12 protein-coding genes and 1 pseudogene are annotated in these 13,947 nt (G+C 71.3%); 5 read left to right on the top strand and 8 right to left on the bottom strand.

What is annotated here, in order from left to right:
- The coding region (locus AC4IJH_RS41825; protein WP_490857277.1) for a hydroxymethylglutaryl-CoA lyase-like TIM-barrel protein at positions 1 to 272 on the bottom strand (272 nt) is incomplete at its 3' end.
- Between the two features lie 299 nt (positions 273 to 571).
- Between AC4IJH_RS41825 and AC4IJH_RS41820 the strand changes: the two genes are divergently transcribed.
- From AC4IJH_RS41820 to AC4IJH_RS41810, 3 genes are read left to right on the top strand one after another with little or no spacing between them, the layout of a single operon-like run.
- Positions 572 to 1,639 (top strand): M4 family metallopeptidase, encoded by a 1,068-nt coding sequence (locus AC4IJH_RS41820; protein ID WP_490857276.1) that lies wholly within the window; start codon positions 572 to 574, stop codon positions 1,637 to 1,639.
- 43 nt (positions 1,640 to 1,682) lie between these two features.
- The gene (locus AC4IJH_RS41815; protein ID WP_490857275.1) at positions 1,683 to 1,949 is read left to right on the top strand and encodes a protealysin inhibitor emfourin; all 267 of its coding nucleotides are present in this window, start codon (positions 1,683 to 1,685) and stop codon (positions 1,947 to 1,949) included.
- A gap of 46 nt (positions 1,950 to 1,995) precedes the next feature.
- A complete protein-coding gene (locus AC4IJH_RS41810) occupies positions 1,996 to 3,375 on the top strand; it encodes a GH1 family beta-glucosidase (protein WP_490857274.1) in 1,380 nt (459 codons plus the stop codon).
- Here AC4IJH_RS41810 and era read toward each other — a convergent pair.
- The 3 genes from era to AC4IJH_RS41795 all read right to left on the bottom strand — a co-directional run bounded on the left by era (position 3,372) and on the right by AC4IJH_RS41795 (position 5,630).
- Positions 3,372 to 4,328, bottom strand: a complete 957-nt coding sequence (gene era / locus AC4IJH_RS41805) for a GTPase Era (protein ID WP_490857273.1) — start codon at positions 4,326 to 4,328, stop codon at positions 3,372 to 3,374. The genes AC4IJH_RS41810 and era overlap by 4 nt on opposite strands.
- 80 nt (positions 4,329 to 4,408) lie before the next feature.
- On the bottom strand, positions 4,409 to 4,762 hold the full coding sequence (locus AC4IJH_RS41800; RefSeq protein ID WP_490857272.1) for a cytidine deaminase: 354 nt from the start codon (positions 4,760 to 4,762) through the stop codon (positions 4,409 to 4,411).
- A 43-nt stretch (positions 4,763 to 4,805) separates the two neighbouring features.
- Positions 4,806 to 5,630, bottom strand: coding sequence for a helix-turn-helix transcriptional regulator (locus tag AC4IJH_RS41795; RefSeq protein WP_490857278.1), 825 nt, complete (start codon positions 5,628 to 5,630; stop codon positions 4,806 to 4,808).
- A gap of 166 nt (positions 5,631 to 5,796) precedes the next feature.
- On the opposite strand from AC4IJH_RS41795, the gene AC4IJH_RS41790 reads away from it, so the two are divergent.
- Positions 5,797 to 7,269, top strand: a complete 1,473-nt coding sequence (locus AC4IJH_RS41790) for an MFS transporter (RefSeq protein ID WP_490857271.1) — start codon at positions 5,797 to 5,799, stop codon at positions 7,267 to 7,269.
- 29 nt (positions 7,270 to 7,298) lie between these two features.
- Here AC4IJH_RS41790 and AC4IJH_RS41785 read toward each other — a convergent pair.
- From AC4IJH_RS41785 to AC4IJH_RS41770, 4 genes and pseudogenes are all read right to left on the bottom strand, one after another.
- Positions 7,299 to 8,600, bottom strand: a pseudogene (locus AC4IJH_RS41785) (hemolysin family protein); the annotation flags it as partial.
- Between the two features lie 5 nt (positions 8,601 to 8,605).
- Positions 8,606 to 9,103 carry an rRNA maturation RNase YbeY gene (ybeY, locus tag AC4IJH_RS41780; protein WP_490857270.1) on the bottom strand — a complete coding sequence of 166 codons (498 nt, stop codon included), beginning with the start codon at positions 9,101 to 9,103 and terminating at the stop codon, positions 8,606 to 8,608.
- A 28-nt stretch (positions 9,104 to 9,131) separates the two neighbouring features.
- Positions 9,132 to 11,210 carry a PhoH family protein gene (locus AC4IJH_RS41775; RefSeq protein ID WP_490857269.1) on the bottom strand — a complete coding sequence of 693 codons (2,079 nt, stop codon included), beginning with the start codon at positions 11,208 to 11,210 and terminating at the stop codon, positions 9,132 to 9,134.
- Between the two features lie 135 nt (positions 11,211 to 11,345).
- A complete protein-coding gene (locus tag AC4IJH_RS41770) occupies positions 11,346 to 12,503 on the bottom strand; it encodes a carbohydrate kinase family protein (RefSeq protein ID WP_490857268.1) in 1,158 nt (385 codons plus the stop codon).
- Positions 12,504 to 12,599: 96 nt separating this feature from the next.
- On the opposite strand from AC4IJH_RS41770, the gene AC4IJH_RS41765 reads away from it, so the two are divergent.
- Positions 12,600 to 13,947: family 4 glycosyl hydrolase (locus tag AC4IJH_RS41765; protein WP_490857267.1), on the top strand; the 1,348-nt coding region annotated here is incomplete at its 3' end.

Raw genomic sequence — 13,947 nt, 5'->3', positions numbered from 1 at the left:
TCCTTGTAGCCCATCCGCACCAGCAGATCGAACATCTCCCGCTTACGGGCCGGCGACATCGGATCGATCAGCGCCTGATTGCCGTCCCGCAGGTCCGTCGACAGCCAGCGCGGCGCCTTGGTGATACGGGCGTCCGGCCAGGTGCGGTCGGGGATGTCCACCTGCTCGTACGCGCTGTACTTGTGGACCGGCAGGCCGGACGGCTTCTGCGTGTGGGTGGCGTTGGTGACGGGCGTGGGACGACCGACGGAATTCTCGAACGGATTCGACATGATGCGCAGGGCTCCTGATGTGTCCGCTGGATCGGCCGACGGGGCGGTACACCGCAACACCGATCTCCGCGGGGAGGGGGTCGGCCTACGACTACAGGCCCTCGCCGCGGCAGCTAAGGAGAAGCAGCCCGAAACGCATGATGCGCAGCACCCTAGCCGAGGCGGCGCCCTATCGGCGGTTGCGTATCAGTATGCGGGACCGGGGGTATGCAACAGCCCAATTGCGATCCACCACACGTTTTCAGGAATCATGGCGCCGGGGAGTGACAGGGCCATAACCCAGTGCCACATTGCCGTGCATGGACGCCAACGCCACTCCGGTCAACCCGGTCTTCTGCACCATCGTGCCTCCGCACGTCCTCGACAAGCTGGCCCGCGCCGAGGACACCACACGCGCCGACCGTGCTCTGCGCACCCTTGAACACGACGCCCTGCAGCGCACCCGGCGCCGCATCACCACCGTCCGGGGCCTCGCCGCCACTCCGGGCGCGGCCACCGACAAGCCCAACCGCACCATCTACGACGCCAAGCGCCAGGAAACCCTGCCCGGCAAGAAGGTGCACTCCGAGAGTGACAAGCCGTCCAAGGACGCCACGGTCAACCGTGCGCACGCCGGCCTCGGCGCGACCTTCGAGCTGTTCCTCAAGGCGTACGGCAGGCGCTCCATCGACGACAGCGGACTGGCACTGGACGCCACCGTCCACTACGGGGAGAAGTACGGCAACGCCTTCTGGGACGGCCGCCAGATGGTCTTCGGCGACGGCGACGGCGAGCTGTTCCTGGACTTCACCATCCCCGTGGACGTCATCGGCCACGAGCTGACCCACGGCGTGACGCAGTACACCGCCAACCTGGAGTACTTCGGCCAGTCCGGCGCCCTGAACGAGTCCATGTCGGACGTCTTCGGCTCGCTGATCAAGCAGTACGCGCTGGGGCAGAACGCCCAGCAGGCCGACTGGCTCATCGGCGCCGGGCTGCTGGGCCCCGACGTCACCGGCGAGGCGCTGCGCTCCATGAAGGCCCCGGGGACGGCGTACGACGACGACATCCTGGGCAAGGACCCGCAGCCCGCGACGATGGACGACTACGTCAAGACCTCGCGCGACAACGGCGGCGTGCACATCAACTCGGGCATCCCCAACCACGCCTTCTACCTGACGGCCGAGGCGCTGGGCGGCAACGCCTGGGAGAAGGCGGGACAGATCTGGTACGACGTGCTGACCGGCGGGGAGCTGGGCACCGAGGCCCAGTTCGCCGAGTTCGCACGGCTCACCGTCGCCGCCGCCCGCTCCCGCTACGGCGAGGGTGACGAGCTCCAGAGCATCCTGAAGGCCTGGTCCCAGGTCGGCGTACCGACGAACGGCTGAGGCTCACCCGTTAGCGGCCCCCGCACGGGGTAGAAGGCCCGACATGCGTATTCAGGTTCGACGCACCGGCGGCTTCGCCGGAATCGAGCGCCACGCCGAGGTCGACACCTCGGGGCGGCCGGACGCCGAGGACTGGCACGCCCTGGCCGAGCAGGCGGTGGCCGCAGGCCGGGGCACGCCACCCATCGGCGTGCCCGACGGCTTCAGCTACCAAATCACCGTCGACGACCGGACGTGCTACTGCTCCGACCCCCGACTCACCGACGAACAACGAAAGTTGATCACCCGAGTCCTCAAGGAAGGCGCCTGAGCACACCTCTTGACACTGCTACCGGGCGGTACTCAGGATCCCGCCCATGACACCCTCGCCCGCCTCGCCGCTGCCCCGGTTCCCCGACGGATTCGTGTGGGGAGTGGCCACCTCTGCTCAGCAGATCGAAGGAGCGGTGGGTGAGGGTGGGCGGGGGCGGTCGGTGTGGGATGTGTTTGCGGGCGGGGCGGGGCGTATCAAGGACGGGTCCACGCCTGCGGTGGCGACCGGGCACTATCACCGGGTGGCCGAGGATGTGGCGCTGGTCGAGGGGCTCGGGGTGGGGGCGTATCGGTTTTCTGTGGCGTGGCCGCGGGTGGTGCCGGACGGGGCGGGGGCGGTCAACGCGGGCGGGCTGGACTTCTACGACCAGCTGGTGGACGCACTGTTGCAGGCCGGGGTGCAGCCGGTGCCCACGTTGTTCCACTGGGATACGCCGCAGCCGTTGGAGGAGGCGGGGGGCTGGCTCGTGCGGGAGACGGCTGAGCACTTCGCGCGGTATGCGGACGCGGTGGCGGCGCGGATCGGGGACCGGGTCGAGCGGTGGGTCACGGTCAACGAGCCGGCCGAGGTGACCTTGCTCGGCTACGGGCTCGGGCAGCATGCGCCGGGCAGGCGGCTGGTGTTCGACGCGCTGCCGGCCGCCCACCATCAGCTGTTGGGGCACGGCCTGGCCGTACAGGCGCTGCGGGCGCGGGGCGCGCGCAGTGTCGGGATCGCCAATTCGCACGGGCCGACCTGGGCGGCCTCCGGCTCCGAGGCCGACCGGGCCGCGGCCGACCTCTACGACCTGCTGCTCAACCGGCTGTTCGCCGAGCCGGTGCTGCTCGGGAGCTACCCCGACGAGAATCTGGCGGCGATGCTGCCGGGACCGGTGGCCGAGGACCTGAAGGTGATCTCCGAGCCGCTGGACTGGTACGGGATCAACTACTACCAGCCCACGACGATCGGGGCCCCGGACCCGGACGCGGGTGGCCCGGCGGACTTCGGCGGCGTCGAGATCCCGGTCGAACTGCCCTTCGCGCCAAGGGAGATGACGGAATACCCGAGGACCGCCTTCGGGTGGCCCGTGGTGCCCGAGGCGCTCACCGAGCTGCTGGTCTCGTTCCGGGACCGCTACGGCGCGAGCCTGCCGCCGGTGGTGATCACCGAGAACGGCTGCTCGTACGACGGCATCCGGGACCGGCAGCGGATCGACTTCCTCGACGGGCATCTGCGGGCCCTGCACGAGGCGGTACGCGCCGGGGTGGACGTCCGCGGCTATTTCGTCTGGTCGCTGCTGGACAACTTCGAGTGGGCGCAGGGGTACACGCAGCGCTTCGGCCTGGTCCATGTCGACTACGGCACCCTGGCGCGCACCCCGAAGGATTCGTACCACTGGCTGCGCGCGGCCCTGAAGGCCCAGACCGAAGCCGAAGCGCCCTAGAAGCCCAGCTTCCGCAGCTGCTTCGGGTCGCGCTGCCAGTCCTTGGCGACCTTGACGTGCAGGTCGAGGAAGACCGGCGTGCCCAGCAGCGCCTCGATCTGCTTGCGGGACTTCATGCCGACGTCCTTCAGGCGCTTGCCCTTGGGGCCGATGATGATCCCCTTCTGGCTGGGGCGCTCGATGTAGACGTTGGCGTGGATGTCCAGCAGCGGCTTGTCGGCGGGCCGGTCCTCGCGCGGCAGCATCTCCTCGACCACGACGGCGATGGAGTGCGGCAGCTCGTCACGTACGCCCTCCAGCGCGGCCTCGCGGATCAGCTCGGCGACCATGACCTGCTCGGGCTCGTCGGTGAGGTCGCCCTCGGGGTACAGCGGCGGGCTCTCGGGCAGCAGCGGGACGAGCAGGTCGGCCAGCAGCCCCACCTGCTTGTCGCCGACGGCCGAGACCGGGATGATCTCCGTCCACTCGATGCCCAGGTCCTTGCCGAGCTGGTCGATGGCGATCAGCTGGGCGGCCAGCGTCTTGGAGTCGACCAGGTCGGTCTTGGTGACGATGGCGACCTTGGGGGTCTTCTTGACCTTGGCCAGCTCGGCGGCGATGTAGCGGTCGCCGGGGCCGAGTTTCTGGTCGGCGGGCAGGCAGAAGCCGATCACGTCGACCTCGGCCCAGGTGGTGCGTACGACGTCGTTGAGGCGCTCGCCCAGCAGCGTGCGCGGCTTGTGCAGACCGGGGGTGTCCACCAGCACCAGCTGGGCGTCCGGGCGGTGCACGATGCCGCGGACGGTGTGCCGGGTGGTCTGCGGCCGGTTGGAGGTGATGGCCACCTTCGTACCGACGAGAGCGTTCGTGAGGGTGGACTTGCCCGCGTTCGGGCGGCCGACGAAGCACGCGAAGCCGGCCCGGTGCGGCGGCGGGGTGGCGGTGTCGGTGGCGGAGTCTGTACGAGCGCTCATGGCGCCCATTCTCCCCGATCGCCGAGGCCGCGCCGACCACACGGGTCCCGCGGCCCCTGCGGCGCGCCCCGCCGGGCGCCTCAGCCCGCCTGGACGGTGGCGCGCACGGTGCCGTCGGGACCCGCCACCAGGACCGGGGTCGCGGCGCCGCCGAGGTCCCGTACGGCGGCGCGGTCCGCGTCGGCCGCGGTCTCGGCCTCGGTGACCACGGCCGCGGCCTCCAGGGACTGCGCACCGCTGGCGACGGCCATCGCCACGGCCGTCTGCAACGCGCTGAGCTGCAGCGACTCCAGCGCGACGGTGCCGGCGACATAGGTACGGCCGGTCTCGTCGCGTACGGCGGCGCCCTCGGGCACACCGTTGCGGGCCCGCGCCGAACGCGCGAGCGTAACGATCTTGCGGTCTTCCGGGTCCAGCGCTGCGGCTTCGCTCATGGGGCCGAGCATATGCGGGCGGCGGGCCGCCGGACGGGCCGGGTCAGCCCGCGACCGAGTACAGCCCGCCGCGCCGTCCCTCGGGCGAGGCCAGCCACTCCAGGCGCTCGGCGGTACCGGTGTCGGGGCGCGGGTTGTGCAGCACGATGACCAGGTCCGGACGGGCCGGCACATGCAGCTGGGTGGACTCGAAGAGCAGCGCGCCCACGAGCGGGTGCTCCAGCTCCTTGTGGACCTGGCCGCCGTCCAGCACGTCCCCGAGCGCCCACAGCTCCCGGAACTCCGGACTCAGCTCGCAGGCCTCCCGTACGACGGCCTCGAAGCCCTCGTCCCCCGGCCGCTGCGAACAGGCGGCCCGGAACTGCGCGACGACCACCGGGGCCAGCCGCTCCCAACTCCTGCTGCGGGCGCGGTAGACGGGGTCGGTGAAGAACGCGATCACGCAGTTCATCGAGACCCCCGGCCGCCCGTGGCCCAGCACCAGGTGCGCGGCGTCGTTGTAGGCGATGGTGTTCCAGTACGGGTCCATCACATGCGCCGGGAAGGGCGTCCACGCGTCGATCAGCCGCTGCAGCCCCTCGCCCATGTCGTCCACCGCCGCGTCCGGCGCCAGCCGCAGCGGCGGATTGAGCCCGGCCAGTACGTACAGATGGCGCCGCTCGGCACCGCTGAGCCGCAGCACCCGCGCCACCGCGTCCAGCACCTGCGGGGAGACGGTGATGTCGCGGCCCTGCTCCAGCCACTGGTACCAAGAGGCGCCGACGCCCGCCAGGACGGCGACCTCCTCGCGGCGCAGTCCGGGCGTACGGCGGCGGCCGCCGTCGGGCAGCCCGGCCTCGGCCGGAGTGACCCGGGCCCGCCTGCTCATCAAGAACTCCCGCAGTTCCTGGCGGCGGCGCGCCTCGGCGCTCACCGCCACGGCCGCGGCCGGTGTCTGTACTGGCTTGGCCACGCCTGTCCCCCTGTCTGGTGGTTCGAACACCACGATAAGTGCCCGCTCCCCACGGCTTATTCCGCCCCTACAGGCTGATCGCATGCCTACCGATACGTCCCTGGCCCCCGCACCACCGCCCGCCGCCCCGGCTGCCGCCCCCGCGCCCGCGCCCGCCCGGATGACCACCCGCGCCAAGCTCGTCCTGATGGTGCTGTGCGCGGCGCAGTTCATCGTCGCGCTGGACTTCTCGATCCTGAACGTGGCGCTGCCGGTCCTCGGCAGGGACCTGGGCATGGGCCAGGCCGACCTCCAGTGGGCGGTCACCGCCTTCGCGCTGCCGTCGGGCGGCTTCCTGCTGCTGTTCGGCCGGATCGCCGACCTGTACGGGCGCCGCAGGCTCTTCCTGAGCGGGCTCGCCCTGTTCACCGCGGCCTCCGTACTGGCCGCCCTGGCCTGGGACCCGGCGTCGTTTTTGGCCGGGCGCGCGTTGCAGGGGCTGGGCGCCGCGGTCATCGTGCCGACCGGCATGTCGCTGCTGACCACGACGTTCGCCGAGGGCCCGCAGCGCGAACGGGCGCTGGGCATCAGCGGCACCCTGCTCTCCCTCGGCTTCACCATCGGCATGGTGCTGGGCGGGGTGCTGACCGACTCGCTGGGCTGGCGCTCCACGATGGGGCTGCTGGCCGTGGCCGGAGTGGCCGTACTGGCCGCGGCGCCCGCGCTGCTCACCGAGTCCCGGCACCCGCAGCGCCCGCGGGTGGACGTGCCGGGCGCGGTCACCGTCACCGGCGGTCTGCTCTTGGTGATCTACGCGCTGTCCACCGCCGCCGAGCGGGGCCTCGGCCGCGCCGATGTGCTCGTCACCCTCGTGCTGGGCCTCGCGCTGCTGGTCGCGTTCGTCCTCGTGGAGTCCCGGGCGGCCCAGCCGCTGGTCTCGCTGCCGATGCTGCGCCGCCGCACGGTGGCCTGGGGCAATCTGGCGGGCCTGACCACCTTCTCGATGATGAGCACGGTCATATTCCTGCTGACCCTCTACCTCCAGGAGGTGCTGGGGCTCTCCCCGTTCCAGACCGGGCTGCTCTTCGGCGTCCAGGGCGTCTTCGCCGCCCTCGCCGGGATCGTCGCGCCCAAGGTCATCGCCCGTATCGGCGCCCGCAGCACCCTGGTGACCGGCCTGCTGATCCAGGCCGTCTGCACCGCGGCGCTGCTGGGCGTGGGGGTCTCCTCCGGGGTCTGGCTGGCGCTGGTGGGCGTGACGGTGGGCTGCGTCGGTCATCTGTGGGCGATCGTCGCGTACGGGGTCACCGCGACCTCCGGGGTGCCCGATCACGAGCAGGGGCTGGCCACGGGGCTGGTGACCAGCTCGCAGCAGGTGGGGATCACGGTCGGTATTCCGCTGCTGAGTGCGCTGGCGTCGGCGCACGTCGCGTCCCTCACGGGCAGCGGTACGGGCTTCGCCGAGGCGACGCTGGGCGGTATCAGGCTGGGGCTGGGGGTGGACGCGGCGGTAGTCGCCGTTGTCGCGGTGCTGGTGGCGGTGGGGTTGCGGCGGCGGCGCGGTCCGCGGGCCTGATGCGGGTCGGCGCCCAGCGGAGCGTCGTCGGCCGGTCCAGTGGAGCGCACGGGTTCGCAGAGCACGGTGACGATCTTGTTGCGGCGGCCCGCGGGCGACTCGGCGGTCAGGCGCAGGGCCTTGAGCGAGGGGTCGCGGGCGTCGCCGGAGAGGTCGACCTCGGCCGTGGCGCCCGCGATCGGGACCCGGCCCAGGAGCTTGGCGAGCAGCCCGCCGACGGTCTCGACGTCCTCGTCGTCCAGCTCGGCGATGCCGTACAGCTCGCCGAGGTCGCCGATGTCCAGGCGGGCGGTGACGCGGTAGCTGCCCTCCCCCAGGTCCTGGACGGGCGGCAGCTCCCGGTCGTACTCGTCGGTGATCTCGCCGACGATCTCCTCCAGGATGTCCTCGATGGTGACGATGCCGGCCGTGCCGCCGTACTCGTCGATGACCACCGCGACGTGGTTGCGGTCCTGCTGCATCTCGCGCAGCAGATCGCCGGCGTTCTTGGTGTCGGGCACGAAGACGGCCGGGCGCATGGCCGTGGAGACCAGTTCGTTCTCCGCGTCGCGCGAGATGTGGACCTTGCGCGCGAGGTCCTTGAGGTAGACCACGCCCACGATGTCGTCCTCGTTCTCGCCCGTCACCGGGATGCGGGAGAAGCCGGAGCGCAGCGCGAGGGTGAGGGCCTGGCGGATGGTCTTGTAGCGCTCGACGCAGACCAGGTCCGTGCGCGGCACCATGACCTCGCGGACGAGGGTGTCGCCCAGCTCGAAGACGGAGTGCACCATCCGGCGCTCCTCGTCCTCGATCAGCGACTCCTTCTCGGCGAGGTCCACCAGTGAGCGCAGCTCGGCCTCGGAAGCGAACGGGCCCTGGCGGAAGCCCTTTCCGGGGGTCAGGGCGTTGCCCAGCAGGATCAGCAGCGGCGGGATGGGGCCCATGATGCGGGCCAGCGGCAGCAGCACGTACGCGGCGGCGGTGGCGGTGTTCAGCGGGTGCTGGCGGCCGATCGTACGCGGCGAGACACCGACCGCGACGTAGGAGACCAGCACCATCACGCCGATCGCGACGGCCAGCGCCTGCCAGGTCTGCTCGAAGGAGTGCAGACAGACGTAGGTGACCACGACGGCCGCCGCCATCTCGCAGCCGACCCGCACCAGCAGGGCGACATTGAGATAGCGGACGGGGTCGGCGGCGACGGCGGCGAGCTTGGCGCTGCCGCGCCGCCCCGAGCGCACCGCCGCCTCGGCGCGGAAGCTGGTGGTGCGGGCCAGGCCCGCCTCCGCGCAGGCCGCGAGCCAGGCGATGACGACGAGCAGGACGGCGACGGCGATCAGTTGTCCGGACATGACCGTCACGTGACGGTGGGCGCCGGGGAGGGACCGGTCAGACCCCGCTCGGCCCGCCAGCCGTCCACGATCGCCGCCTGGAGGCCGAACATCTCGGCCTTCTCGTCGGGCTCCTCGTGGTCGTAGCCCAGCAGGTGCAGGACGCCGTGGACGGTGAGCAGCTGGAGCTCCTCGTCCATGGAGTGCTGGGTCGGCGCCTCCTGCCCCTGCTTGGTGGCGACCTCCGGGCACAGCACGATGTCGCCGAGGAGCCCCTGCGGGGGCTCCTCGTCGTCCTTGGCCGGCGGACGCAGCTCGTCCATCGGGAAGGACATGACATCGGTGGGCCCGGGCAGGTCCATCCACTGGATGTGCAGCGCCTCCATGGCGTCGGCGTCCACGACGATCACCGACAGCTCGGAGAGCGGGTGGATGCGCATCCGGGCCAGGGCGTAGCGGGCGATGTCCAGGACCGCCTGCTCGTCGATGTCCGTACCGGACTCGTTGTTGACGTCGATCGACATGGTGCTGGGTCTTCTCGCTTCTGAAGGGTTACCGGCCGTTGCGGCTGTCGTACTTCTCGTACGCGTCGACGATACGGCCCACGAGCTTGTGTCTCACCACGTCGGTGCTCGTCAGACGGGCGAAGTGCACGTCGTCCACGCCCTGAAGGATGTCCTGCACCTGGCGCAGACCGCTCTTGGCGCCGCCCGGCAGGTCGACCTGGGTGATGTCGCCGGTGATCACGATCTTCGACTCGAAGCCCAGGCGGGTGAGGAACATCTTCATCTGCTCGGGGCTGGTGTTCTGCGCCTCGTCGAGAATGATGAAGGCGTCGTTCAGGGTGTTGTGCGTCAGCAGGTAGTCCTGCGTGACATACAGCGAGTCCTCGGCCGCGACCTGGATACAGACGGTCTCCTCGCGCCCTGCGGGCTCGATGCTGTCGATGAATCGCATCGGGCGCCCGCCGCCTCCGGCCTCGTGGTACTTGTCTCGCTTACGGGCGAGGCGGAAGGGCTCGATGCCTTCGGGGAGGCGAATGTCGACGATGTGAGAGTCGCGGCGGTACTCACCGCGTGTGGTACTGCCCTTTACTCGCCCCTCGGCTGCGCGGCGCCGAGTGTAGGCGACGCCGCCCAGGGACTGAACCAGCGCGATGACGTCGTCCCGGAGCAGGATTGACGCCGTCGAGTACTGGATGCGGCAGGTGCGATCCGACTGAGCGACCGGACCTCCGTCGGTGTCGAGCAGCCCCTGGAGTACCGCAAGGCGGACTTCGGCCGAGTTGTAAAGGTAGTCGTCCGGCACGCACTTCGAGTACGACTTACTGCCGAGCAGGTCCAAGGTGCGCAGAGCCTGCTTCAGCGGATGCGTGAGGACACCGCTGTCGCCCGGTGTCGGCACACGGTTGATGAGGTAGTTGTAGCCGCTGTGCGGCCGCACCTTGACGCCGGGAACTCCCGTCTCCAGCGCAGAGATAAGCTCCGGGTCGGCCGTGGCGAACGAAGGCGTACGACTCCCAGAAATACAGCCGTCACCGAGCAGCAGCCCCAGGGCGTACGGGTCCAGCGGAACCTCACGCTCGGGAAAGCTCACCGGCGCCGTAAGCAGCGGCAGTTCGTACCGGCGGGCGTGCGCCGCGCGGAGGTTGCCGATCATCTCCTTGGTCTCAAGGACCCGCCACGGCTTGTTCCGGCGCCTGTCCGAAGCCGTGCGGACCGTCCACAGGTGCTCACCGCAGCACAGCGTCCAGGAGCCGTCCTGGGCCGTGACGCGGTAGATGTCCCTCGCACCCTGCGGGTAGACGCCGAGAACAGGGGTCGGTTCACCATTCGAGCCGATCACGAGATCGCCGACCCGGAGATCCCCGATAGGGCGCCAGCCATCCGGGGTCAGGACGTTCGTAAAGACCGGCTGCGAGCGTCCACGCATATATGCCAGCGGCGCCACCTCGATAGTCCCCGCCGCCATCAGCCGCGGAATCGAGTCGGGGTCGAGCATGTCGTGCAGCGCGTCGTACAGGGGGCGCAGATACGGGTCGATCTTCTCGTAGAGCGTGCCGGGCAGGAAGCCCAGGCGCTCGCCGGCCTCGACCGCGGGGCGGGTCAGGATGATGCGGTTGACCTGCTTGGACTGCAGCGCCTGGACCGCCTTGGCCATCGCCAGATACGTCTTGCCGGTGCCGGCCGGGCCGATGCCGAAGACGATGGTGTGCTGGTCGATGGCGTCGACGTAGCGCTTCTGGTTCAGGGTCTTGGGGCGGATGGTGCGGCCGCGGTTGGAGAGGATGTTCTGGGTGAGCACCTCGGCCGGGGTCTCGCTCGCCGCGCCGTCGCCGTTCTGCGCCGAGCGCAGCATGGCGATGGAGCGTTCCACTGCGTCCTCCGTCATCGGTTGTCCGGTGCGCAGCACCAGCATCATCTCGTCGAACAGGCGCTGGATCAGGGCGACTTCGTCACGGTCGCCCACCGCGCTGACTTCATTGCCCCGCACGTGGATGTCGGTGGCGGGGAAGGCTTTCTCGATCACGCGCAGCAGCGAGTCCCCCGACCCCAGGACCGTGACCATCGGGTGCTTGGCCGGGACGGTGAACTGGGCGTGGGCCTGCGGTCGTGTGGGTGTCTGAGTCATGGGCCGGCTCTGTGGCCTGCTCAACCCTCTCTTTGCGGCTTGGCTCCGTGGGATACCAAGGGTACGACGGTGCACCGACAAGCCCGAGGGCTTTTTCGCCGTTCCCCCAGCGTGCGAGCCGCACCGGCGGCGCCGTCAGGCGGGCCTGCGGAAGCCGATCGTGGGGACGGCGCGGGCCAGCGGCCAGGAGCGGCCGGCCGCGGGCAGTATCGCGTCCAGGAAGGAGTAGCGGCGCAGCACCGCGGGGTCGGCGCTCTGCGGGTAGGAGCGCATCTGCCGCCACCACGCCGCGATCTCGACCCAGCCGGGCGCGGAGAGCGAGCCGCCGAACTCCTGCACCGACAGGGCGGCGCTGAGCCCCGCGAAGGCCAGCCGGTCGGCCAGTGGCCAGTTGGCGAGGGTGCCGGTGACGAAACCCGCCACGAACACGTCCCCCGCGCCGGTGGGGTCCAGCGCCTCCACCGCGATGGCCGGGACCTCGGCGCTCTCCCCCGTACGGCCGTCCACCGCGACGGCGCCCTGGGCGCCCATGGTGACCACGGCGAGGGGGACCAGGTCGGCGAGCTTGCGGGCGGCGGCGCGCGGGCAGTCGGTGCGGGTGTAGCGCATCGCCTCCTCGGCGTTGGGCAAGAACGCCTCGCAGTGTTCGAGGTCGGTGAGGTCGGCCGGGTCCCAGCGGCCGGTGTCGTCCCAGGCCACGTCCGCGAAGATGCGGCTGCCGCGGCCCGCGGCGCAGCCGAGCCAGCCCTCGCGGCGGCCGGGCTCCAGGGAGGCGACGCAGGCGCGGGAGGGCGGCGGGCAGCCGGGCGCGTGCTTGCCGCCGAAGGCGGTGCGGGCCGCCTCGTCCAGGGGCGCCTCGTGGCCGTGCGAGACCATCGTGCGCTCGCCCTCGTAGGCCATGGAGACGGTGACCGGGGAGTGCCAGCCGGGGACCGTGCGCGAGAGCGCCAGGTCGATGCCCTCGCCCTGCTCCAGGGTCTCCCAGCAGTACTCGCCGTACACGTCGTCGCCGAAGGCCGCGGCGAGCGAGGTGCGCAGGCCGAGCCGGGCCAGCGCGGTGGCCATGTTGGCGACGCCGCCGGGGCTGGAGCCCATGCCGCGCGCCCAGGACTCGGTGCCGCGCACGGGCGCGGAGTCCAGGCCGGTGAAGACGATGTCGAGGAAGACCATGCCGGTGAGGTAGACGTCGGTGGCCGGGTCGCCCGGGGCGCGCACCGCCACGAGCGGGTCGAGCACCGGCGCCACCGGACCGACGGGCCTGGGGTGTTGGGCGTCGTGTGTGCTCTGGCTCACCGTTCTCGCGCCTCCCGTCGTCGGCGCCGCGGCCGACTTCGCTGACTTCCCTGACCGTGCCGCCAGTGTGCCTGATGCTGCGATACGTTCCGGCTCATGAGGCTCACGATTCTTGGCGGCGGTGGATTCCGCGTACCCCTGGTGTACCGCGCTCTGCTGGAGGACCCATCGAGGTCGGTCTCCGAGGTGACGCTGTACGACACGGACGCGCGACGGGTGAGCGTGGTGACGTCCGTGCTGACGCACCTGGCCGAGGGGCACCAGCGGCCGGTGTCCGTGCGGGTCGCGGGCGATCTGGACGAGGCACTGCGCGGCGCGGACTTCGTCTTCTCCGCGATCCGGGTGGGCGGTACGGCGGGCCGGGTGCGCGACGAGCGGATCCCGCTGGACGAGGGGGTGCTGGGCCAGGAGACGGTGGGCGCGGGCGGGGTGCTGTACGGGCTGCGCACGATCCCGGTGGCGCTGCGCATCGCCGAGCGGGTCGCGGCCCTCGCGCCGGACGCCTGGGTGATCAACTTCACCAACCCCGCGGGGATGGTCACCGAGGCGATGGCGTCGGTGCTGGGCGAGCGCGTGATCGGGATCTGTGACTCGCCGGTGGGCCTGGTGCGGCGCGCGGCGAGGGCGGCGGGCGCGGACCCGGATGCGGTGGCGTACGACTACGTGGGCCTCAACCACCTCGGCTGGCTGCGGTCGTTGCGGCAGCCGGAGGGGCGCGAACTACTGCCGGGGCTGCTCGCCGACGCCGAGGCGCTGGCCACCTTCGAGGAGGGCAGGCTCTTCGGCGCCGACTGGCTGCGGGCGCTGGGCGCGCTGCCCAACGAGTATCTGCACTACTACTACTTCCGCCGGGAGACGCTTCAGTCCGTGCGGGCGGCGCGGGAGACCCGCGGGGAGTTCCTCGACCAGCAGCAGGGCGGCTTCTTCGAGGCGGCGGCCGGTGCGACGCCCGGGAGGGCGCACGAGCTGTGGGAGCGTACGCGTCTGGAGCGCGAGGAGACGTACATGGCCGACAGCCGGGCGGCGAGCGGGGGCTGGGAGCGCGACACCTGCGATCTGGACGGCGGGGGCTACGACCGGGTGGCGCTCGCGGTGATGCGGGCGATCGCGGGCGACACCCGCGCCGAGCTGATCCTGAACGTACGCAACGGGCCCACCATCCCCGAGCTGGACGCCGACGCGATCATCGAGCGGGTGTGCACGGTGGATGCGCGCGGGCCGCGCCCGAAGCCGTGCGTGCCGTTGCGCGAGGATCAGTTGGGTTTGATGCTCCAGCTCAAGGCGGTGGAGCGGGCGGTGATCGAGGCGGCGACGGTGAAGGATCGCGACGCCGCGTTGCGGGCGCTGGCGTTGCACCCGCTGGTGGACTCACCGGCGGGGGGGGGGGGGGGGGGGGGGGGGGGGGGGGGGGGGGGGGGGGGGGGGGGGGGGGCGGGGGGGGGGG

The sequence above is a fragment of the Streptomyces sp. UF-297 genome (genome assembly GCF_058245575.1).
This window is presented reverse-complemented; position numbering and strand designations above follow the sequence as displayed.